This is a genomic window from Flavobacterium sp. CR10 (assembly GCF_055814415.1).
Genome location: NZ_CP185985.1, coordinates 1,388,219 through 1,411,533, shown reverse-complemented (window position 1 = coordinate 1,411,533; position 23,315 = coordinate 1,388,219). Strand labels below are relative to the sequence as shown.

Below are 23,315 nucleotides of genomic sequence, written 5' to 3'. Positions count from 1 at the left end.
AAACCATATAAGTTATATAAGTTCATTTAAAATTGGGATGCGTACCATGCCAACTGAAAGGATTACGTAACTTAAATTTCTTATATAACTTAAATGGTTAATTTATTTTGCAAAGCGTCGGTCTTTCCATTCATAAGAACCAAACAAACTATAAAGGGCAACAGTCGAACTAAAAAACGGATACAGCAAACTACTCAATAAAAGGCTTTTTATTCTGGTTTTAATCAAAAATTGATTGGTTATTGAAAGCAAAACACAATCAATTGCAAACTTAGAAAAGGCGAAAAGTACAAAAATTGGATAAGACCAAATTCCGAAAAGCATAAAGAAAAATCCAATTACAGAACTCAAATTTCCGAAGAAAACAATCAGACCCAAGAATTTACCAAAAGTGCTTCTATACGAACTTGTTTTAGCTGCCCAACGAACTCTTTGATGAAATAATGCTTTCCAATTTTCGGTTGGCTTTGTTATAACAATTGTTTCATCAGCTTTTATATAATGAACTTCATTTGGGAATTTCTCAATAGCCTTTTGCAGTAAAAAAACATCATCTCCGCTCGCTATTTTGTCGTTTCCATCAAAGCCATTCAGTTTCTCGAACAATGATTTTGTGTACGCCAAATTGGCTCCGTTACACATAAAACCTTTATTCAAACCAAAACTTCCAATAGTTGCACCTTGCAAACTTGTCAAATCTAATTGCTGAAAATGATCTAAAAATGAGTTTTCACATTGATACCTTATAGCACTAGCTAACATCGAAACTTTGTTCTCCTGAATGTAATTATCAAAAGTTAAAAGCCAATTTTCGGGAACAGTGCAATCAGCATCAGTTGTAATAACCCAATCGGTTTTCACATGTTGCATTGCCGTTGTAATCGCATCCTTTTTTGGAGAATTTGAAATCCTGAGGTTATCGATTATCGAAACTTGGAATTTGGAATTTAAAACTTGGAATTTTTCTTTAGAATTATCATCGACTAAAATCACTTCAAATAAATCTGTCGGGTAATTTAAGTTTGAAAAACTCTCTAAAAGTATAGGCAGGTTTTCTTTTTCATTTCGAAACGGAACTATAATCGTAAAACTAGTTTGCGGTTTTAAATCCGTTATTTGATATTTCTTCACTTTAAAAAAACCATAAATCAGCAAAGAAATGCTTAAAATATAAATGGTTAATATTGCGAAAAATCCAAAAATCATTCTACTTTTTTGGTTTTAAAATTCAGTACAAAATAACTTCCTAAAACTACTGGCAATACTACATTCAAAAACCACATTAAAGTGCTGATGAAAATTACAATCCATTCGTTTACACCCAAAATTCCAAAGAAATAAATCGCAACACTTCCTTTCACCGCAAAATCTAAAAACTGAAAAGTTGGCAAAGACGAAGCCAAAAAGTAAACCGAAGTAATCGCAGCCATTAAAGTCAAATAAGGAAGATCGACATCAAAACCTAAAAACAAAAAGTAATATTGATGCGAGAAAACCAAATAGCGGCAGATTCCTAAAAAGATATTTTTTTGATGAACCGATTTCGGAATTTCGTTGATTTTATGAATCAGTTTTTCAATCGAATAACCTTTTACTTTTATCTTTTTAATGGAGAATAATAGAATCAAAATCAGTACAAATCCACCAAAAAGAATAAGAACTGTTTTAGTTGTAATTACATTGAATTCAGCATTAAAATACAACAATCCGAAAATCCCAAAAATGATGGTTAGAATCATTTGGATTCCGTTGCAAATCAGGTTTAAAAAAACAACTCTTTTGGCTTCAGATTTTGGGTAATACAATGCTTTTCCAGCATACTCTCCTACTCCATTTGGCGTAAAAATTCCTGCTGTCAATGCTGCTAAAACCTGTTTTGTAGATTCGTAAACAGAGATTTTATGAATAACTTGTACAAGATTCTGCCACTTTAAAATCTCGAAATAACGATTCAAAACGCTCAAAAGAAGAATAAACGAAATCCCTAAAACCGACTGATTTTTCTTGAACAAAACAATAAACTTCTGCCAGTCTAATTTGTCGTTGTTAGCCAACTGATTATAAATAAAATAAAATGCGCCGCCAACAATTAAAAGTTTGGCCAGAAGAACTAGGAATTGCTTAGCTTTGTGAGGAATTGAAATCATGCCGCAAAAGTAATCAAATGTGGCAATTAGGAAGTGAGAAAATGAGTCAATTTTCTAAACTTGAAACCTTAAACTTGAAACAAAAACTCTCTTGACACAAGAACGCATCATATTTGTTTTTTTATTAGTGCTACTGATCTCATGTAGCCAAATTGATAATAATATGCCAAAACAATATGTTAGAATCATGGGCAAAGGTTCTTGGGGATATAATGATGAAAAAGGAAATATTATTATTCCTTTAGGAAAATATAAATTTCTCAATCCATTGGATGAGAAAGGAATGATATTAGCCGAATTAAAGAACAAACATGGTTACATTGACATTCATGAAAATATAATTGTTCCTTTTGATTATGATGATATTAATCTGTTTAGTCAAGATTTAGCTTGTGTAAAAAAGGACAATAAATATGGTTTTGTTGATCGAAACGGAAAAATTGTAATTCCCATTCAATTTGAAGATGAAACCTATTTTCAAAAAACAGGATTAGCTCTGGTAGAGAAAAATAAACTTTATGGCTTTATAAATAAACAAGGAAAAGAAATAATTCCTATCATTTATCAAAACGCAAACGAAGGTACAGCAGACAGTTTAATTTCTTTGAATAGAAAAGGAAAATGGGCTTTTTTTGATTCCTTTGGAAAGCAAAAATCTGATTTTATTTATGATGAAATTGCTTTAACTAATATTAATATTAACGGAGAAAGCGAAAGTACCTTTTGGAAGAATGGATTAATTTTAGTTCGAAAAAACAAACAAATTGCTTATTTGGACAAAAATTTAAAAGAAGTGATTCCTTTCGGAAAATATAACAATGGGGAAAGATTCAATACTAACAGAATTGCCATTGTTTCTAAAAATCATAAATACGGAATCATTGATGAATTTGGAAAAGAGCGAGTAAAATTAGAATATGATACCATAAAACATCCTGAAGAATCCTATCATGAATCTGAAATTTTTGTTGCTAAAAAAGGCAATAATCTAGTTTTACTCGATGAACATGGGAAGAAAATTTACGACAAGATAAAAGACTTCTCTTTTGATTACTGTCGTTTAAATAAAAAAATTGAAAAAATCTATCACGTTCAGGATTTGAATGGAAAATATGGTGCGGTTGATACAAAAGGAAAATTGATAATTCCCGTTATTTATGATGAATTTCAAGATTTTGGAAGCAATTACAATACAATTGTAAAGTATAAAGGAAAATTTGGATTAATCGATTCTGATAACAAAACAACTTACCCAATTGAAAATGAATCAATCTATTCAGTCGACAGAAGAGATTTAGATTATTATGTTATAAAAAGAAACAACAAATATGGAGTGATTGACAAAAATCTAAAACCAATTTTTAATTTTGATTTTCAGAATTTATCTCCTTGCTTTTACGATACAAAAAATAGATTTATTGCTAAACAAAACAATAAATTTGGCGTTATAGACAGAGCAGGAAGAATAATTATCCCCTTTGCATATAGTGAAATGTCCAATTGGGTTGAATATGGTCCTGGTGAAAATTATCATTTCGTAACAAAAAATAACAAACATGGTTTAATTACTAGAGAAGGAAAAACCGTTATTCCAGTAATCTATGACAGTCTTTTTTATGATAGTGATAAAATAATTATTCTATCTAAAAATGGTAAATACGGTGTTGTTACGATTCAAAACAAACAGGTAATTCCTTTTGCGTACGAAAAAATTTATTTGGAGCCGAGTCTCTTTTCAAAGAAAAAAGAAACTGAATTTTATGTTTTGAAGAATGGAAAATATTCAATCATAAATGATAAAAATGAAGTAATTAAATCGGATATTTCCAAAAATGAAGTAGAAAATAAATTCTCTTATTATTACAATTAAAAAAATTGACACAAGAACGCATCATATTAGGTATTGACCCTGGAACCACAATTATGGGTTTTGGATTGATTAAAGTAATCAATAAAAAAATGGAATTTCTGCAGTTAAACGAATTGCAACTTTCCAAATACGATAATCACTACCAAAAACTAAGAATCATTTTTGAGCGAACTATCGAATTAATCGAAACACATTGTCCGGACGAAATTGCAATTGAAGCGCCTTTCTTTGGAAAAAACGTGCAATCGATGTTAAAATTGGGACGCGCGCAAGGCGTTGCTATGGCTGCGGGACTTTCAAGAGGTATTCCGATTACAGAATATGAGCCTAAAAAGATAAAAATGGCCATTACAGGAAACGGAAATGCGAGCAAAGAACAAGTTGCCAAAATGCTCCAACAGCTTTTAGGCTTAAAAGAATTACCAAAAAACCTTGACTCTACAGACGGTTTGGCGGCTGCGGTTTGTCATCACTTCAATTCAGGAAAAGTTGTTTCTGGAAAGAGTTATTCGGGTTGGGACGCTTTTGTGAAACAAAATGAAGATCGAGTTAAGAAATGAGTCAATGTGACAATTTGATAATTCTTTAGAGAACGAATAAATTATCTAATTGACACATTATCTAATTATCTAATTAAAAAATGAGCGGCATTTATATTCACATTCCTTTTTGCAAACAGGCTTGCCATTATTGCGACTTTCATTTTTCTACTTCGATGAAGAAGAAGGATGAAATGGTTTTGGCCTTGGCTAAAGAAATTGCTGTGCGCAAACCCTTCGACTCCGCTCAGGGTGACAATATCATTGAAACGATATACTTTGGTGGTGGAACTCCTTCTGTTTTATCGAATGATGAAATCAACTTTTTAATTTCTGAAGTTTACAAAAATTATAAAGTTGTCGAAAATCCCGAAATTACGCTTGAAGCCAATCCAGATGATTTGTCTGCGGAACGAATTTTTGAATTATCCAAAAGTCCTATAAACCGTTTAAGCATTGGAATTCAGTCTTTTTATGAAGAAGATTTGAAAATGATGAATCGTGCTCATAATTCGGAGGAAGCAAAAAAATGTCTTGAAGAAGCAACCAAATATTTCGATAATATTTCACTCGATTTGATATATGGAATTCCTGGAATGAGTGACGAAATGTGGAGACAGAATATCCAAACCGCTTTAGATTTTGGTATTCCGCATATTTCGAGTTATGCTTTAACGGTTGAACCGAAAACAGCTTTAAGCAAATTAATTCAAACCGGAAAAGTTGCTGAACCTCAAGACGAAGTCGCATCCAACCATTTTATGATTTTGGTTGAAATGCTTCAAAAAAATGGTTTTATTCATTACGAATTATCGAATTTCGGAAAAGAAAACTATTTCTCTAAAAACAATTCAGCTTATTGGCTCGGCAAAAAATATATCGGAATCGGACCTTCTGCACATAGTTACGACGGCGAAAAAAGAGGCTGGAATATTGCAAATAATTCATTGTATTTAAAAGCAATTCAAAACGATGAACTTCCTATTGAAACAGAAGTCTTAACTATTTCAGATCGTTATAATGAATATATTATGACAGGATTGCGAACTATTTGGGGCGTTTCTTTAGACCGAATTGAAAAGGAATTTGGATCAGAATATTTAAACTACTTATTAGCACAATCTCAAAAATTCTTAAACGACGATTTGCTTTCGATCGAAAATAATATTCTAAAACCAACTCCAAAAGGAAAATTTTTAACGGATGGAATTGCTTCAGATTTATTTTATCTAAATTTGGATGAATAAAAATTAGCCACGAAGGCACAAAGGCTCAAATTATTAAACTTTGTGACTTAGCGTCTTTGCGGCATAAAAACCAAATTTGTGTTAGCAAAAATCAACAACTTCGAAATCGACTTATCAAAACCTATTGATATCTCCATTCCATTAACCAATACTGACGAAAACCCAATTGCATGGTACATCGAAAAACCGTCAATTGAACCTGTCGTTTTTGGCGATTGGATCGGTAAAGTTTCAGAAGGAAAATCGTCTACGAATTTCAATAATATTTTCTTCAATCCGCATGGACATGGTACGCATACGGAATGTCTAGGGCATATTACGAATGATTTTTACAGCATCAACCAATCGTTGAAGCAGTTTTTCTTTTTTGCTAAATTGATTACGGTTGAACCTGAAAAAATTGGAGATGATTTTGTAATTACAAAAGAACAAATTCAAAAAGCCTTTAGCATTTCGACTTCGCTCAATGTGACAAATGAAGCTTTAATCATTAGAACGCTTCCAAATCAAAAAGAAAAAAAGTCTCGTAAATATTCGAATACCAATCCGCCGTATTTGTCTGAAGATGCCGCGATTTTCATCCGCGAAAGCGAAATTCAGCATTTACTGATTGATCTTCCAAGTGTTGATAAAGAACATGACGAAGGAAAATTATTGGCTCATAAAGCTTTTTGGAATGTTAAGGACACGCATAATCTAAATTCTGACGCAAGATTTAATGCCACAATTACAGAAATGATTTACGTTTCAGACGAAATTGAAGATGGAGATTACATACTAAATCTTCAAATCGCTTCGTTTGAAAATGATGCGAGTCCATCAAAACCAATTTTATATAAAATTTAAAAAAACAACCACAAATTTTACAAATTTTCGCAAATTATTTTGCCACTCCCGATAGCTATCGGGATAAAGTATTAAAATGATTTAATTTGTGAAAATCAATTAATCTGTAGTAAAATATTAAAAAGAAATTTGTGAGAATTTGTGTAATTTGTGGCTAAAAAAACAAAAAATAATGGTAGCCATCTCTACAGATAAAACAAAACTCGATGTTCCGTTTATACAGAACTTTTTAAAAGACATTTATTGGGCAGCGGGGCGAACTATAGAAGAAGTTCAACGCACGATTGATGCTTCGGTTTGTTTCGGAATTTACTTAGATGACAAACAAATTGGTTTCGCGCGCGTCATTACTGATTATGTTGTTTTTGCTTATTTAATGGATGTTTTTATTGATGAAAAATACCGCGGAAAAGGATATTCTTCCATATTAATTGACGCAATGATGAATGAGCCTCAATTGCAAGAAGTTAAAATCTGGCGCCTGGCAACCACTGACGCGCACTTTTTATACGAGAAATTCGGATTTACAAAACTGAATCATCCTGAAAAGATGATGGAAAAAATAGTCAAATGAAAACAGTCTTAAAACTCGAAGAAGTCGCTTTATTTATTCTCGGAATATTTCTTTTCAACCGCTTAAGTTATGAATGGTGGTGGTTTCTGGTTTTAATTTTAGCACCCGATTTATCGATGATTGGATATGTTTTCGGAAATAAAATCGGCGCTTTTGCTTATAATTTGTTTCATCATAAAGGACTTGCTCTTTTAATTTATGGAATCGGATGTTATTTAAGTATTGAAATTATTCAATTAATAGGAATTATTTTATTTTCGCATTCTGCAATGGATCGTGTTTTTGGTTACGGATTGAAATACGAAAAAGGTTTTAAGTATACACATTTGGGTGAAATTGGTAAATAAACAGTTATGAATTTAGAAACGTTTTACGAATATTGTCTTTCGAAGAAAGGAGTCAGCGAACATTTCCCTTTTGATGAAGACACATTGGTTTTTAAGGTAGGCGGAAAAATGTTTGCTCTGTCTTCTCTTTCTCAATGGGAGAAAAACGAGCAGTCTGTCAATTTAAAATGTGATCCAGACCGCGCGCAAGAACTCAGAGCAGAATATGATGAAATTCAACCAGGATATCACATGAGCAAAGTGCATTGGAATACAATAGCCTTGAACGGAAATTTACCTGTAAAATTTGTCAAGGAATTGATCGACCATTCGTATGAATTGGTTTTCAAAAGTTTGACGAAGAAAATTCAAAATGAAATTACTCAATTAGAAAATTAGGCATTACATTTGCAGGGTAAGATCAAAACTTAAAAACCCGAATCAGTTTGCAAATTAGCAATTTATAGAATCATGAAAGAACAATTTAAAAAATTTCTGAACGAAGAACAAGATCCAAAAGCGATTGAAAAAATCACTTCGAAACTTAACGATTTATTGATGAAAGGCGAAGAAGTTGGATACATTGCAGTACAGAAAAAACCTGCTATTACTGTTTTTCCAGACAGCATTGTATTAACTAACAAACGTATCATTATCTGCAAGCCTAAAAATTTAGGTCTTTCTATGGATTTTACCGACTATACTTGGGATGATATTGCGAGTACTTTTGTAAAAGAAAACATTTTAGGTTCTGAATTTTCATTTGGCACTAAAACAGATTTAGCTGTTTCTATTGATTATATTCCGAAAATTCAGGCTAGAAAAATTTATACTTACGCTAAAGAACAATTGGATTTATTAAAAAATCCTGTTCAAACAGCAACTCCAGTTCAAGAAATTGCTGAACCTGTTTTTGAAGAAGAAGCTGAAGAAATTGAAGAAGTAGAAACAGAAGAAGTAACAAGCTTTGCTGAAATTTTACCTGCAGCTCCAGCTGTTACTGAAACTTATGAACCGCTTCCGACTCAGCCAGCAGGAGAGCGCAAATTAAGCGATTTATCTAAAGAAGAGCTTTTTGATAAATTACAGAACTACAAAAAACTTCTTGATAATGGTTTGATTATGCAAGGAGAATATGATGCTTATAAAAAAGAGATTTTAAGTTATATGTAGTTTAAAAGTACAAAGTTCTGAGTACAAAGTACAAAGATTATTGACTTTGTCTAAAATAAAAAAGGCCCGAAATAGACATTCTATTTCGGGCTTTGTATTTAAACTTTGCACTTAGAAACTTTGCACTTTGTACTCATTTACAAAGTCGCCTTCTGCTTTTCTACAAATTTATGTGACTGTAACTCCAGTAACTCTTTTGCATTTTTTCGCTGGAGGTCAAATAAACCTTTATCTTCGGCGATATCTGCATATACTCTATCATGCATTTCGGCGCTTGTTTTCACCAATAAATCTCTTTGATATTTATTTTGAGCCAAAGTGGCTTTCATAGCAGTTTCAGCTTCTTCTTGTTTGAAATCGAATTCTCCTTTTGGAGCTAATAATTTGGCAATAATTGGTGATGTTTCAATTGCTAAAAACAACAGCATAATGAAAAATGATGGCAGCCATGGCAATTTATTCAAGGCATTAATACGAGCCATTAATCCGTCGAAACCTTCAATGATCGGCTGAGTTTGCGAAACTTTTTTGTCTAAATCGGCTTGAAGCTGTACGCCTGCTTTTTCTTTTTCGGCGATTTTAGCTTCGTTTGCCTTTTTTAAAATTTCAAATTCTTTAAGAGCCGCATCATGTTTTTCACGTTTCTCTTTATAAACTGGACCTTTTCCTAATTTCTTCGTTCCGGCAGTTCCTTCAGCTTCGGTGATATAAACCGAATATAAATCGTTTACTTCTTTCTCTTTCTTTACAATATCAGCTTTTAATGCCGCGATTTCTGCTTTATTCTTATCTAAATCTGTTTTGAAATAAGTTCCGATTTGTTTCTTGTTAGCCAATTCCATTTCGTTTTTCTCTTTCAACAAAACTGTATTGATTTCTTTTTCGAAAATTTTAATTTCTAAAGGTTTCGAAATTACAATTGCAATAATAATAGCCAATGCTATACGCGGAGTTGCCTGAAGGAATTCATCCAGAAAACGATCTCTTTTTTTAATTGTAGAAACGATAAATCGATCTAAATTAAAAATCAATAAACTCCAAACAAATCCAAAAATCAGAGCGGGATAAATAGAATCGAAAACGGTAAAAAGTGCATAAGCGCTGGCCAAGAAAGCCATAACTGCTGTAAAGAATACTGTGGCGCCAATACCAACATATTTGGTTTGTTCGCCTTCTGAGCAGTCTTTCAGGATGTCTCTATCGGCTCCTGAACATAGGATAAAAAATTGTTTTAACATGATTGATGATTTTTGATTGTGATTGATACGGCAAATTTAACGCCAAATTTTTAAATACGATCAAAATATCAATTTCTTTTTAGTTGTGAATCAAACGTTTGAAAGTTTAATGTTAGTTAAACATTAATAATTATAAGCAATAACTGACGAATCATAACACTATGTTAATTTTTTTTCAAGGCTTTAGTAATACACGGGTCTTAGTTTCGCAACCGAAATCAAACTAAACACACACAATGAAGAAATTTTATCTATTAACCGCATTCTTTTTATTCGCCTTTACAGGTTTTGCTCAGAAAGCGATTATATCTGGAAAGATATTAGACGCCGATGACAAACTGCCTCTTCCTGGAGCTATGGTTCAAATTGTAGGCGAGAAAAAATACACTGTTTCTGACTATAACGGTCGTTTCGAGTTATTAAATATTAATGAAGGAACTTACAAAGTTGAAGTAAAATATATTGGATATACTACTTTGACTCAAGAAATAAAAGTGGAGCAAGGAAAGAACAATGTTATTGACTTTGCCCTTAAAGCTTCAGAAAACGAACTGAAAGAAGTTATTGTTGGAGACATTTTAAAAGGTCAGGCAAAAGCCTTGAACCAACAGAAAAACAATAAAAATATCGGAAACGTAATTTCTTCTGATCAAATGGGACGTTTTCCAGATGCTAACGTGGGAGATGCTTTAAAACGTGTTCCAGGTATCACCATGCAGAATGACCAAGGTGAAGCTCGTAACATTATTATTAGAGGTTTGGCTCCGTCTTTGAACTCTGTTACTTTAAATGGTGACCGTATTCCGTCTGCTGAAGGAGACAACAGAAACGTACAAATGGACTTAATTCCGTCTGATATGATTTCAACTATCGAAGTAAACAAAACATTGACTTCAGACATGGATGCTGATGCAATTGGAGGTTCTGTGAACTTAATTACAAGAGCAACTCCAAACGGAGAAAGAATTTCTGCAACAATGGCTGGAGGATATTTGCCAATTCGTGACCACGCTTCTTATACTGCTGGTTTAGTTTATGGTAATCGCTTTTTTGACAATAAATTAGGAGCTGTTTTCAGTGGATCATATAATAATGTAGATTATGGTTCTGATAACATCGAAAACGAATGGGTAAAAGATGAGTTTGGAAATGAATTTGTACAAGCATCAGAAATTAGAAAATACGATGTACAGCGTATCCGTCGCAGTGCTTCTGTTGCTTTAGATTACAAATTCGACGACAATAATACCATTTTTGCGAATGCAATTTATAACTGGAGAGATGACAGAGAAAATCGTTTTAGAACTACTTACGATGATATCGAACCGCTTTACAATGGTGAAGAAATTGTTGGTTTTGAAGGTCGCGTAAAACGTCAGACAAAAGGAGGTTTAGACAACAATAGAAATAAAAACAGAAGATTAGAAGATCAGAGAGTACAAAACTATTCTATTCGTGGAGAGCATTTAATCAACTCAACATTAGATTTGGACTGGTCTGCTAACTATGCAAAAGCAAGCGAATATCGTCCAGGTGAACGTTATATCGAATACCGTCAGAAAGGTCTAGAAATGTTCGAAGATTTATCAGATATTAGATTTCCGCTAATTACTACGGTTGGTGAATCTGTTGATAAATTTAAATTTAATTCTGTTACCGAAAACACAGATGAAACAAGCGAAAGCGAATTTGGCGCAAAAGTAAATATCCGTTTCCCATTCTCTGTTATTGCAGGTGAAAAAGGAAGATTAAGAACGGGGCTTAGACTTCGTTTGAAAGAAAAAGAAAGAAACAATAATTTCTATTCTTATACTCCGCTTAATGATGATATCGAGTTATTATCTCAAGTTCCAACCTCTTATTTTGACGGAAAAGATTTTAATCCAGGAAGTAAATATGTACCGGGAACTTTTGCTTCAGCTTCTTTCTTAGGAAGTTTAGACTTAAACAATGCAACTTTATTTGAAAAAGAAGCTGATCCAGCAGAATATTTAGCGGTAAATTATAACGCTAAAGAAAGAATTACAGCTGCTTACGTAAGATGGGATCAAGACTTTAACGATAAACTTTCTATGGTTTTAGGTTTCCGTTTAGAAAACACTCATATTGATTATACTGGAAACCGTGTTTTGGACGAGGAAGAATTAGAGAGCAAAATAAACAACACCAACTCTTACACTAATTTATTGCCAAGTATTTCATTGCAATACAATGCAACAAAAGATCTAGTTTTAAGAGCAGCCGTTACAACAGCTTTAGCAAGGCCAAACTATTACGCATTAGCTCCTTATGTAAACAACATCGCTGCCGACAAAGAAATCACGGCCGGAAATCCAGATCTTAACGCTACTTATTCATACAATTATGATTTCATGGCAGAGAACTATTTCAAATCGGTTGGTTTGATTTCTGGAGGTGTTTTCTACAAAAGATTAAACGATTTTATTTACAACTACAGCGACAACCAATATACTGCTGAAAAATTTGCTGCAGATTTCCCAAATCAGGCAAACCCAATTCCAGCGGGAGAAAACTGGTCATTTTTACAGTCAAGAAATGGCGAAAATGTAGATGTTTACGGGTTTGAAGTTGCTTTTCAGCGTCAGTTGGATTTCCTTCCTGGTAAATTCTTGAAAGGATTTGGTATCTATTTAAACTATACGTACACGAAATCTAAAGCAAGCGGAATTGCTGACGAAGACGGAAACGAAAGAAACGACATTAGTCTTCCAGGAACAACGCCTCACATGTTTAACGGATCTTTATCTTGGGAAAACAAGCGTTTTTCTGCAAGAATCTCAACCAATTTTACATCTGATTATTTAGATGAATTAGGTTCTGAATCTTACAAAGACAGTTACTATGACAAGCAGTTTTTCTTAGATGCCAATGCTTCTTATAAAATCACTCCAAAACTTCGCTTTTTTGCAGAAGCAAATAACCTAACAAATCAGCCGTTACGTTACTACCAAGGAGTTGCTGCACATACAAAACAAGCTGAATATTATCAGCCGCGTTACAATTTCGGATTGAAACTAGACTTGTAATCTGCACTTTTTTAAAATTCTTAAATTAGACAGAGTTTAGCGCTCTGTCTAATTGCATTAAAATATATAATACAAATGAAAAATACATCTTTAGTTGCTTTTTTACTTTTAAGCTTATCATTTACAGCTTGTAAAGACGATAAATTAGCGCCAATTCAACCAAATGCCGTAAAACCGACAGCGGTTACAGAAGCTTTGCCTCACGATACAGACGATCCTTCAATCTGGATTAATCCAACTGATGCTTCAAAAAGCATTATTATCGGAACAGATAAAGACACAGACGGAGGTTTATATGCTTTTGATTTGAATGGAAAAATCCTTAAAAAATCAATTCCGTTAAAACGTCCAAACAATGTTGATATCGCTTACGGATTGATTATTGACGGAAAAAAAGTTGATGTAGCCGTTACGACAGAACGCGAAGAAAACAAAATCAGAATTTTCAGTTTACCTGATTTAGAGCCAATTGACAATGGCGGAATTCCAGTTTTTGAAGGAGAAGCAGAGCGCGATCCAATGGGAGTTGCTTTATATACTCGTAAAACTGACGGAAAGATTTTTGCTATTGTGGGAAGAAAAACTGGCCCATCTGGAAGTTATTTATGGCAATATGAACTTTCTGGAAACGGAAAATTTGCTGCCGCAAAAGTGGTTCGTAAATTCGGAACTTACAGTGGAAAGAAAGAAATTGAGGCCATAGCTGTCGATAACGAATTAGGTTTTGTATACTACTGCGACGAACAGGCTGGAATTAGAAAATACAAAGCAGATCCGGCTTTAAACGATAATAAAGAATTAGCATTCTTTGGTCAGAAAGATTTCAAAGCAGATCATGAAGGAATTGCTATTTACAAAAAAACAGATTCTACAGGATATATTTTAGTATCTAACCAGCAGGCAAATTCTTTTATGGTTTACCCTAGAGAAGGTGCAAACGGAAATGCAAACAATCATCCTTTGTTGGCTGAAGTGCCAACTTCTACAATTGAATGTGATGGTGCAGATGTTACAAGCGTAAATCTAGGTCCAAAATATAAAAATGGACTTTTTGTAGCAATGAGCAACGGAATGACTTTCCATTATTATGCTTGGGATTTAATCCAGAAACGTATAGACGAAAAGAAGAAATAAAGATTCAGTGTTGATTTGAAATTGCAGTTTTTCAGTACTTTCCTTTAAACTGTGCTGAAAACTGCGTTTCAATGTCTTAAAAAGTACTCATTGTCAGGCTGAGCGAAGTCGAAGCCCAGTTTCCAATTGGAACGCCCTTCGACTTCGCTCAGGGAGACAAGCAAACAGTATCAGACAGACACAAAAAACAAAAAAAGCTGTTCATTTCTGAACAGCTTTTTTATTTTGAATTAAATAATTCCTTTTATTCTGTAATCGGTGCACCTGCTAAGATTTCAGCATTTGCAAACTCTTCAAATTTCGCAAAATTAGCTTTGAATTTATGAGCCAATTCTAACGCTTTTTTATCGTATAAATCTTTGTCTTCCCAAGTGTTTCTAGGATTTAAAATTTCCACTGGAACATTTGGACAATCTTGAGGAATTTCAATTCCAAATACTTCATGATTTTTAAACGCTACATCATTCAATTCTCCTTTTAATGCGGCAGTAATCATAGCACGAGTATATTTCAGCTTCATACGGCTTCCTGTTCCGTAAGCTCCGCCAGTCCATCCAGTGTTAATTAACCAAACTTTTACTCCTGCATCTTTCATTTTTTTGCTCAACATTTCAGCATAACGCGTTGGATGCAAAGGCATAAATGGCGCTCCAAAACAAGCAGAGAAATTCGGCTGAGGCTCTGTTACACCAGCTTCTGTTCCAGCAACTTTTGCTGTATATCCAGAAATAAAGTGGTAAGCCGCCTGACCTGGAGTCAATCTTGAGATTGGAGGCAAGATTCCGAAAGAATCCGCAGTTAAGAAAAATATATTTTTAGGATTGTGTCCAACCAAACCTGGCTGTACATTATCAATATGCGTGATTGGGTAACTTACACGAGTGTTTTGAGTAATAGAAACATCATCAAAATCAACAACGTTTGTTCCTGCTTTGAAAACCACATTTTCTAAAAGCGCTCCTTTTTTGATTGCTCTAAAAATGTCTGGTTCATTTTCTTCTGTTAAATTAATAACTTTTGCATAGCATCCGCCTTCAAAATTGAAAACAGTGTTTTCATTTGTCCAGCCGTGCTCATCGTCTCCAATTAATTTACGCTCTGGATCTGCAGATAAAGTTGTTTTTCCAGTACCAGACAATCCGAAGAAGATTGCTGTGTCTCCTGCTTCACCAACATTGGCGCTGCAGTGCATTGGAAGTGTATTTTTGAAAACTGGAAGGATAAAGTTTAATGCAGAGAAAATTCCTTTTTTCATTTCTCCTGTATAACCTGTCCCGCCAATTAAAGCAATTTTTTTAGTAAAATCTAAAATAGCAAAATTAGACTGGCGTGTTCCGTCTACAGCAGGATCTGCCATAAAACTTGGCGCACAAACTACTGTCCATTCTGGAGTAAAATTAGCCAGTTCTGAAGCTTCTGGGCGTAAGAACATATTGTAGCAAAACAAGTTTGACCAAGCTGTCTCTGTTACAACACGAACATTCAATCTATAATTTGGATCAGAACACACATAAGAATCACGAACAAAAACTTCTTTGTTTGATAAAAATGCTGTTACCTTATTATAAAGCTTTTCAAAAGCTTGGGGCTCAAATGGGATATTTACATTTCCCCACCAAACTTGATCTTTAGTAATATCGTCTTTTACGATAAAACGATCTTGCGGAGAACGACCTGTAAATTCACCTGTATTAATTGCCAACGCTCCAGTAGAATTCTCAACACCTTGACCTGACTGCAAAGTAATCGCATGTAATTCATCTGCAGATAGTTGATAACGAACTTTTGCATTTTCAATTCCTAACTCTTTTAACGAAATCGATTGCGCCAAAACTGTATTAGTGTCCATAAATTTTTAAGTTGTGTGTGATTTTTTGTTAAAGCAAAATTACAGATTAATTTTTATTTCTTTTAAAATAATTAAATTTCACTTCGATTTCTGTCAAAAAAGAAAAATTTCACTTTTAAAATTACAAAAAGAAAAAAATAATCGGCTCCTAATTTATTTATTTACAACCTTATGCGCGAATTTGTTATATTATTTTTGTTTGACAAAAGAAAATACAAAAAAGTCACACAAATAAAGTTATATGTTATTTATGTGACAAAATTAAAGATTAATTCTTAGACAGAATTTTTTTTTCGGGATTTTATGATTTTCTCTTCAAAATCGTAAAGAATAACAGCGCCCAAGCAATAATTAATAAGAAACCACCCAAAGGTGTTGCGAATACGATAATTTTAGATTCGAACAAAGTATAGTCTTTTGTTGCCAATAAATAGATTGAACCGCTGAAAAGCAAAACGCCTGCAACGACCAAATTATAGATCGTTTTTAAGGTCTTTTCTGCAAGATCCTTTTGTGTAGATAGAAAAAGAAGAAAAAGAGCGTGGTACATTTGATAACGAACACTAACTTCAAAAGTATTTAATTGGTCAACCGAAAGATATTTTTTTAATAAATGAGCACCAAAAGCACCCAAAATAATAGCCAGCATACCAATAAAAGCTCCCGTTAAAATAATTCTTCTTTTCATAATATATCTCTTTTGAAATTTCAAACAAAAATACTTCAAACGAACTGAAAAACCGCCTTTGTTTCTAGATTATTTAGAACAAAATCAAGTTATTTTTTGGGTTTTGCGAAAAAAATAATTTTATTTTCTTTAATTTGAATTGTTATATTTATAACAATTAAATATATTTGTGTTAAATATTTAAGACATGAGAAACATTTTAATATTTGGAGCAGGAAGATCTGCATCTTCTTTAATTCGATATTTATTATCAAAATCTAATGAAGAAAAACTGCATTTAACGGTAGCTGATCTTTCATTGAATCTTGCAAAAGCAAAAACACAGAATCATCCAAATGCCACTCCGCTTGCCTTAGATATTTTTAATGCCGACGAAAGAAAAAAAGCTATTGAAAATGCATCAATAGTCATTTCTATGCTTCCTGCGCATCTGCATATCGAAATTGCTAAAGATTGCCTTGAATTTAAAAAACATCTTGTTACGGCATCTTATATAAGTGACGCTATGCAGGCTTTAAACGAAGAAGCCATCCAAAACAATCTGATTTTCATGAACGAAATTGGTCTTGATCCAGGAATCGACCACATGAGCGCCATGAAAGTCATTGACGAAATCAGATCGAAAGGCGGTAAAATGCTTTTGTTTGAATCTTTCTGCGGCGGACTTGTAGCTCCTGAATCTGACAATAATTTATGGAACTACAAATTTACTTGGGCGCCAAGAAATGTAGTTTTGGCAGGTCAAGGCGGTGCGGCAAAGTTTATTCAGGAAGGCACTTATAAATATATTCCGTATAGCGCTTTGTTTCGCAGAACCGAATTTCTAGAAGTAGAAGGTTACGGAAAGTTTGAAGCGTATTCTAATCGAGATTCGCTTAAATACAGATCAGTTTATGGTTTAGATGATATTCTAACTTTATATAGAGGTACAATTAGAAGAGTGGGATATTCTCGCGCTTGGAATATGTTTGTACAGCTTGGAATGACTGACGATAGCTATATTTTAGAGGGGTCAGAAAATATGAGTTATCGTCAGTTTATTAATTCTTTCCTCCCGTATCATCCGACAGATTCTGTCGAAATTAAAACTCGATTGATTTTAAAAATCGATCAGGACGATATTATGTGGGACAAGCTTTTGGAACTGGATTTATTTAACCCTAACAAAAAAGTAAATCTGCCAAACGCTACTCCAGCTCAAATTTTAGAAAAAATCTTAACCGACAGTTGGGCTCTTGAACCAAAAGACAAAGATATGATCGTAATGTATCATAAATTTGGTTATGAACTGAATGGCGAAAAGAAACAAATTGATTCTAAAATGGTTTGTATTGGCGAAGACCAAACATATACTGCAATGGCAAAAACAGTTGGGCTTCCGGTTGCAATTGCTACTTTGTTAATCTTAAACGGAAAAATCACAACTCCAGGCGTTCAGCTTCCGATTAAAAAGGAAGTTTACGAACCTATTTTGAAGGAATTAGAAGAATATGGGGTCATTTTTAATGAACAAAATGTACCTTATTTTGGATACAATCCAGACTTGTTTTAGTCTGGGTCTGCATGTTTATTTTAGAATTTTTTTTAATTAGTTTTTAATTTTATCCGCTTCTCCCATCAAGAAGCGGATTTTTTTTCTTTTAAGGGATAAAGGTGCAGAGGTGCAAAGCGACAAAGGCTTTTAAGCAAACTTAATCTTTGCAAAGACTAAAAGCCTTGCAAAAAAAAACTTTGAACCTTTGAACCTTTGTTACTCTGAACCTCTATTTCTCACTTTGAATAGTAATTGGTAAAGAATACAATACTCTAACTGGTTTTCCGTTTTCACTACCTGGAATCCAGTTTGGCGAAAGTTTTAAAACACGAATTGCTTCCTCTCCTAGTCCGTATCCCGCATTTTTTACAATTGAAATTTCAGACAAACTTCCGTCTTTTTCGACCATAAACTGCATGTGAATTTTGGTGTCTATATTATTTTTAGAGGCTTCCGCTGGAATTTTAAAACGTTGCCCCACAAACTTGTAGAACTCGAGCATTCCTCCCGGAAATTCAGGTTGTTTGATTTCAGAATCGCCAGCTTTATATACCTTATTGCTCATAAGATTAACGTCTTGAGCCACAGCTTCAGAACTGAAAGCGAATAATAATACCATACAAACAGCAACAACCGCCAGTACTTTAAACACAGCTTTTGAAACAGATTCTTTTTTAGTCATCATTATTAAACGTTTTTTAGTTATTTCATAATTGATATTACTTGCCAAAGCGACAGTATGTTTCTTTGAAGCAAATTGCAACAATAAGTTCTGATAACTTTTAACTTCATCAAATTGTTTGTTTACCGCTTCATCAGCCAAAAATTCATGATTGAGTTTTATGGCTTTTTCAAACAAAACAAACATCGGATTAAACCAAAATACGATTTGCAAAACCTCAACAAAAAGAATATCCAAAGTATGTTTTTGCTGCAAATGTGCTTTTTCATGAGCGATTAATTCTGATGGAATTTTTCCATCTGTAAAATCTTCTTTACTGATAAAAATAGCATTCCAGAAAGAGTGTGGCAAAATCGATTCCTTTACTAAAACAAGTTTCTGATTGGCTATAAATTCTACCGAATTCTTTTTCATTTTCAAGAAAAAAGAAGACACATTTACAACAAATCGAATCAATAAAATCGTTGTAATAAGAACATAAATTACACCTAAAAAGAAATATACGATTTCACTGTATGAAACTTCGTTTAAGATTGATTTACTAGACACAATCATTATTTCATCCAGCTGAATTGTTTTAATTTTTGAAGGAAAAAATGATGCAATCGAAAACAATTGCAACGGAATAACTAAGCTAAAAATCAAACTTCCGAGAAGATAAGAACGATTGAATCGAAACATTCTTTCGTTTTCCAATAACAATTTATACACCGCATAAAAAACAGCAAGTAGCAAACCCGATTTTAAAAGATACGTTATCATTTTTTCTTTTTTTGAATTTCTGAATCGATTATTTTTTTAAGATCTTCTAATTCTGAAGCCGACAAATTGGTTTCGGTCGTAAAAAACGAAGCAAACTGCGAAGCCGAATTATTAAAGAAATTGCTAATCAGCCCTTTTACATGTTTGGCAAAATAGTCTGTTTTCTTTACCAGCGGATAATACTCTCTCGAATTTCCAAATTCGTTATACGCTACAAACTTCTTATCGATCATTCGTTTTAAAAGCGTCGCCACGGTTGTTGTTGCCGGTTTTGGCTCTGGATACGCTTCAAGTAAATCTTTCATAAAAGCCTTTTCAAGCTTCCATAAATGCTCCATTAACTGTTCTTCTGCGTTTGATAATTGTATCATGGTTTGATATTTTCAAGTTTTTCTATTTCTGGCAATTCTTTTTTATACTCTTCTAAATTCCAATCAATGTTTAATTTTACTGCATAGTCCGCCATTGTACCAAGCCCCACCTCGGCACGTCTTTTATCTACATTATCTGGATCTATCATTGGCGATATATACATTTTATTGGTCTTTTTATTCTTTGCGGCCTGACTTCCATAAATTTGTGGCCTTCCTTCTCTCAAAGCTACTCGATCTTCTAAATACGCTAGATTTGCAGGATTTGCATTGCCTTTTTTAACAGCTTCTCTCATCATTGGCAGATATTTTTGCTGATATTGTAAATCGGCATGCTGAATAACCAGAAACAAAGTCTGATTTCCCTGTGTTCCTACCACATTTTTTCCCAACCAGCCTCTTTCATCCAGTATTTTCATCACCTTAATCAGGTTGATACTGTCTTTTCTTTCCATAATCTTTCCAATGCTGTCAACTTTCTTTTTATCAGGTTTAGTAGCTCTGTAAACATTCATAAACTCTCCACGAATTTCCTGATCTTCGGTATAAATCTCTGCAAGTTGTTTTTCTAACGCCTTATCATAATTTGCTCCAATAATATCTAATTTCTTCTGCAGTTTATCAATTGTTTTATTCCATTGCTTTTCGGAATGCAAAGGCTTTAAATCGTTGTCAATTTTAATATGAGCAATATTCTCGTAACCGTTATCGATAGAAAGATTCAGCCATTTAAGCGCTTTTTTATGCTGCCTAGCCATAGATGCAGAACAGCCTGCGTTGTATAAATCTGTCGATGATTTTTGCTCTATTTTAAAAGCTTTTTCATAATACGAAACAGACAATTCATAGTTTTTTCCCGTGTAGCAAGAATCTGCTTTACGAACCCACTCTTTATACGTTTGAGCTTGCAAGAAAAAGCAGTTCATTAAAACAAAAGAAAGCGTGATTAATTTTTTCATGGTTTAGAGGTTAGTTAGTTTATTTAATATTTTGTTCCGAAATCAATTCTCCTTTATCGTAATTCTTGATATTTTTTAATTTTCCGTTATCCGAATAAAACTTCCATTCTCCAAAATAAAACCAATGCGTTTCAACAGAATTCGTTTCTAATTTAGTTTTCCCTTTCGATTCCAGTTTTCCGTTTTCGTAATAACTTTTCACGACACAGATTCCGTTTTTATATTTCTCGGTTTTGTAGATTTTTCCGTTAATGTACGATTTCCACTTTTTAACAGGAACATCATTTTTATAATATTCATACGATTTATAATCTGTTCCATCTTGCGAATAACTATCAATCCAAACGCCTTCTTTTTTCCTATCAATTTTCTGATTGATCGGTTTGCTTTTGCAACTTAAAAGAAATATTCCGCAAAACAATAGTAAAAAAAGGTTTTTCATATTCATTTGCTCTACAATTATAGATTTGTTTCTACAAATGTAGAGTTAAATTTTAAATATGCAAGAAAAAGAGGTCTTTTTTTGAAAAGGGGCAAAGGTTCAGAGAGACAAAGTGACAAAGGTTTTTCTACTCTGAACCTCAACAAAAAAGTACGAAAACAAAAAAAATCCGCTCATTTCTGAACGGATTTATATAAAACTTTGCACCTCTGTGCCTTTGAACCTTTGTCCCTTTTTTACTTACTTAATTCCACAAAATACTTGTAAAACAACGGAATAGTCTCAATACCTTTCAAGTAATTAAAGATTCCGAAATGCTCATTTGGCGAATGAATAGCATCGCTATCCAAACCAAATCCCATTAAGATGGTTTTACTTTTTAGTTCTTTTTCGAACAAAGCCACAATCGGAATACTTCCGCCAGAACGAACTGGAATTGCAGGAACTCCAAACGTTTCTGTATACGCTTTATTTGCCGCCTGATAACCAATGCTGTCAATTGGCGTTACATAACCCTGACCACCGTGGTGAGGCGTTACTTTTACTGTAACTCCAGCCGGAGCAAGACTTGTGAAATGTTTTGTGAAAAGTTCTGTAATCTCTTCCCAATCCTGATTTGGAACCAAACGCATCGAGATTTTAGCAAAAGCCTTACTCGCAATGACCGTTTTAGCACCTTCGCCAGTATAACCTCCCCAGATTCCGTTTACGTCTAAAGTAGGACGGATTGAGTTTCTTTCGTTGGTTACATATCCTTTTTCACCGTAAACATCAGCAATGTTTAAAGCATTTTTATATTTTTCTAAGCTGAAAGGGGCTTTTGCCATTTCTGCTCTTTCTTCTGCAGATAATTCTTCTACTTTATCGTAGAAACCTGGAATGGTAATATGATTGTTTTCGTCGTGAAGCGAAGCAATCATTTTTGCCAAAATATTAATTGGATTCGCCACAGCCCCACCGTATAAACCTGAATGCAAATCGCGGTTTGGACCTGTAACTTCTACCTCAACATAACTCAAACCTCTTAAACCTGTCGTGATAGACGGCTGTTGGTTGGAGATCATTCCTGTATCTGAAATCAAGATTACGTCGTTTTTCAGTTTTTCTTGATTGCGTTCTACGAACCAAGCCAAACTTGCTGAACCTACTTCTTCTTCACCTTCAATCATGAATTTTACATTACAAGGCAACGTATTGCTTTGCACCATTAATTCAAGCGCTTTTACGTGCATGTACATCTGACCTTTGTCGTCACACGCTCCACGCGCGAAGATGGCTCCCTCTGGGTGAATATCTGTTGTTTTAATAACGGGTTCAAAAGGTGGTGAAGTCCATAATTCTAATGGATCTGGCGGTTGTACGTCGTAGTGGCCGTAAACTAAAACCGTTGGAAGATTTGGATCTATAATTTTCTCTCCGTAGATAATTGGGTAACCTGGAGTGTCGCAAGTTTCGACATAATCGCACCCTGCTTTTGATAAACTTTCTTTTACAGCCTCTGCTGTGTCAATAACATCTTGAGAATATGCAGTGTCGGCAGAAACCGACGGAATCTTTAATAATTCGATCAATTCGTTGATAAACCGATCTTTATGTTGTTGAACGTAGGACTTAATATTTTCCATTTAAATTATTTTTATAGAAACCCAAAAGTACAAAAAAGAGAATTAAAAAAAATTTTCAAAAAATGCTTTGATAATTCAAAAGTATGCCTATCTTTGCACCCACAATTACCGCGGATATGGCGAAATTGGTAGACGTGCCAGACTTAGGATCTGGTGCCGCAAGGCGTGTAGGTTCGAGTCCTATTATCCGCACTTAACAAAAGCTTCTGAAGATTTTTCAGAAGCTTTTTTGTTTTTAGTTAGTTTCTTTATCAAACCGATT

Annotated in this window: 21 protein-coding genes and 1 tRNA gene; 12 read left to right on the top strand and 10 right to left on the bottom strand. The window is 33.7% G+C overall.

Annotated elements, in window-relative coordinates; all coding sequences use genetic code 11:
* Positions 1-102: 102 nt before the first annotated feature.
* Positions 103-1,206, bottom strand: coding sequence for a glycosyltransferase family 2 protein (locus ACNRYB_RS06465; RefSeq protein WP_473729576.1), 1,104 nt, complete (start codon positions 1,204-1,206; stop codon positions 103-105).
* Positions 1,203-2,147 (bottom strand): hypothetical protein, encoded by a 945-nt coding sequence (locus ACNRYB_RS06460; RefSeq protein ID WP_473729575.1) that lies wholly within the window; start codon positions 2,145-2,147, stop codon positions 1,203-1,205. Before ACNRYB_RS06460 ends, ACNRYB_RS06465 begins: the two co-directional genes overlap by 4 nt.
* A gap of 163 nt (positions 2,148-2,310) precedes the next feature.
* Between ACNRYB_RS06460 and ACNRYB_RS06455 the strand changes: the two genes are divergently transcribed.
* The 8 genes from ACNRYB_RS06455 (at position 2,311) to ACNRYB_RS06420 (ending at position 8,722) form a co-directional block, all read left to right on the top strand.
* A complete protein-coding gene (locus tag ACNRYB_RS06455; protein WP_473729574.1) occupies positions 2,311-4,017 on the top strand; it encodes a WG repeat-containing protein in 1,707 nt (568 codons plus the stop codon).
* A gap of 5 nt (positions 4,018-4,022) precedes the next feature.
* Positions 4,023-4,577, top strand: coding sequence for a crossover junction endodeoxyribonuclease RuvC (ruvC, locus tag ACNRYB_RS06450; RefSeq protein WP_473729573.1), 555 nt, complete (start codon positions 4,023-4,025; stop codon positions 4,575-4,577).
* Positions 4,578-4,657: 80 nt separating this feature from the next.
* On the top strand, positions 4,658-5,803 hold the full coding sequence (hemW, locus tag ACNRYB_RS06445) for a radical SAM family heme chaperone HemW (protein ID WP_473729572.1): 1,146 nt from the start codon (positions 4,658-4,660) through the stop codon (positions 5,801-5,803).
* Positions 5,804-5,881: 78 nt separating this feature from the next.
* Complete coding sequence (locus ACNRYB_RS06440) at positions 5,882-6,649, top strand: cyclase family protein (protein ID WP_473729571.1); 768 nt, start codon at positions 5,882-5,884, stop codon at positions 6,647-6,649.
* 172 nt (positions 6,650-6,821) lie between these two features.
* Entirely contained in the window at positions 6,822-7,223 is a 402-nt protein-coding gene (locus tag ACNRYB_RS06435) for a GNAT family N-acetyltransferase (protein WP_473729570.1), read from the top strand.
* Complete coding sequence (locus tag ACNRYB_RS06430) at positions 7,220-7,570, top strand: DUF4260 domain-containing protein (RefSeq protein WP_473729569.1); 351 nt, start codon at positions 7,220-7,222, stop codon at positions 7,568-7,570. Before ACNRYB_RS06435 ends, ACNRYB_RS06430 begins: the two co-directional genes overlap by 4 nt.
* Before the next feature lie 6 nt (positions 7,571-7,576).
* Positions 7,577-7,948 carry an MmcQ/YjbR family DNA-binding protein gene (locus ACNRYB_RS06425; protein WP_129746072.1) on the top strand — a complete coding sequence of 124 codons (372 nt, stop codon included), beginning with the start codon at positions 7,577-7,579 and terminating at the stop codon, positions 7,946-7,948.
* 72 nt (positions 7,949-8,020) lie between these two features.
* Complete coding sequence (locus ACNRYB_RS06420) at positions 8,021-8,722, top strand: PH domain-containing protein (protein WP_473729568.1); 702 nt, start codon at positions 8,021-8,023, stop codon at positions 8,720-8,722.
* A 137-nt stretch (positions 8,723-8,859) separates the two neighbouring features.
* Here ACNRYB_RS06420 and ACNRYB_RS06415 read toward each other — a convergent pair whose 3' ends face one another.
* The gene (locus ACNRYB_RS06415) at positions 8,860-9,960 is read right to left on the bottom strand and encodes a DUF4407 domain-containing protein (RefSeq protein ID WP_473729567.1); all 1,101 of its coding nucleotides are present in this window, start codon (positions 9,958-9,960) and stop codon (positions 8,860-8,862) included.
* 236 nt (positions 9,961-10,196) lie between these two features.
* On the opposite strand from ACNRYB_RS06415, the gene ACNRYB_RS06410 reads away from it, so the two are divergent.
* Entirely contained in the window at positions 10,197-13,007 is a 2,811-nt protein-coding gene (locus ACNRYB_RS06410; RefSeq protein WP_473729566.1) for a TonB-dependent receptor, read from the top strand.
* 75 nt (positions 13,008-13,082) lie between these two features.
* Positions 13,083-14,141: a phytase gene (locus ACNRYB_RS06405; protein ID WP_473729565.1), complete on the top strand. Its 1,059-nt coding sequence runs from the start codon at positions 13,083-13,085 to the stop codon at positions 14,139-14,141.
* Positions 14,142-14,385: 244 nt separating this feature from the next.
* On the opposite strand, the gene pckA is transcribed toward ACNRYB_RS06405, so the two are convergent.
* Entirely contained in the window at positions 14,386-15,990 is a 1,605-nt protein-coding gene (gene pckA, locus ACNRYB_RS06400) for a phosphoenolpyruvate carboxykinase (ATP) (RefSeq protein WP_473729564.1), read from the bottom strand.
* Positions 15,991-16,291: 301 nt separating this feature from the next.
* Positions 16,292-16,678, bottom strand: a complete 387-nt coding sequence (locus ACNRYB_RS06395) for a DUF423 domain-containing protein (protein ID WP_473729563.1) — start codon at positions 16,676-16,678, stop codon at positions 16,292-16,294.
* A 187-nt stretch (positions 16,679-16,865) separates the two neighbouring features.
* Here ACNRYB_RS06395 and ACNRYB_RS06390 point away from each other — a divergent pair, with 187 nt between their 5' ends.
* Positions 16,866-18,230 carry a saccharopine dehydrogenase family protein gene (locus ACNRYB_RS06390; protein WP_473729562.1) on the top strand — a complete coding sequence of 455 codons (1,365 nt, stop codon included), beginning with the start codon at positions 16,866-16,868 and terminating at the stop codon, positions 18,228-18,230.
* Positions 18,231-18,441: 211 nt separating this feature from the next.
* Here the strand turns inward: ACNRYB_RS06390 and ACNRYB_RS06385 are convergent, their stop codons facing one another.
* From ACNRYB_RS06385 to ACNRYB_RS06365, 5 genes are all read right to left on the bottom strand, one after another.
* Positions 18,442-19,656, bottom strand: a complete 1,215-nt coding sequence (locus ACNRYB_RS06385; RefSeq protein WP_473729561.1) for a M56 family metallopeptidase — start codon at positions 19,654-19,656, stop codon at positions 18,442-18,444.
* Positions 19,653-20,027 (bottom strand): BlaI/MecI/CopY family transcriptional regulator, encoded by a 375-nt coding sequence (locus ACNRYB_RS06380; RefSeq protein WP_198854767.1) that lies wholly within the window; start codon positions 20,025-20,027, stop codon positions 19,653-19,655. Before ACNRYB_RS06380 ends, ACNRYB_RS06385 begins: the two co-directional genes overlap by 4 nt.
* Positions 20,024-20,986: a DUF6624 domain-containing protein gene (locus ACNRYB_RS06375; RefSeq protein ID WP_473729560.1), complete on the bottom strand. Its 963-nt coding sequence runs from the start codon at positions 20,984-20,986 to the stop codon at positions 20,024-20,026. Before ACNRYB_RS06375 ends, ACNRYB_RS06380 begins: the two co-directional genes overlap by 4 nt.
* Before the next feature lie 19 nt (positions 20,987-21,005).
* Entirely contained in the window at positions 21,006-21,428 is a 423-nt protein-coding gene (locus ACNRYB_RS06370; protein ID WP_473729559.1) for a toxin-antitoxin system YwqK family antitoxin, read from the bottom strand.
* A 236-nt stretch (positions 21,429-21,664) separates the two neighbouring features.
* Positions 21,665-23,053, bottom strand: a complete 1,389-nt coding sequence (locus ACNRYB_RS06365) for a dipeptidase (RefSeq protein ID WP_008466344.1) — start codon at positions 23,051-23,053, stop codon at positions 21,665-21,667.
* 110 nt (positions 23,054-23,163) lie between these two features.
* On the opposite strand from ACNRYB_RS06365, the gene ACNRYB_RS06360 reads away from it, so the two are divergent.
* Positions 23,164-23,245, top strand: a tRNA-Leu gene (locus ACNRYB_RS06360).
* Positions 23,246-23,315 lie beyond the last annotated feature (70 nt).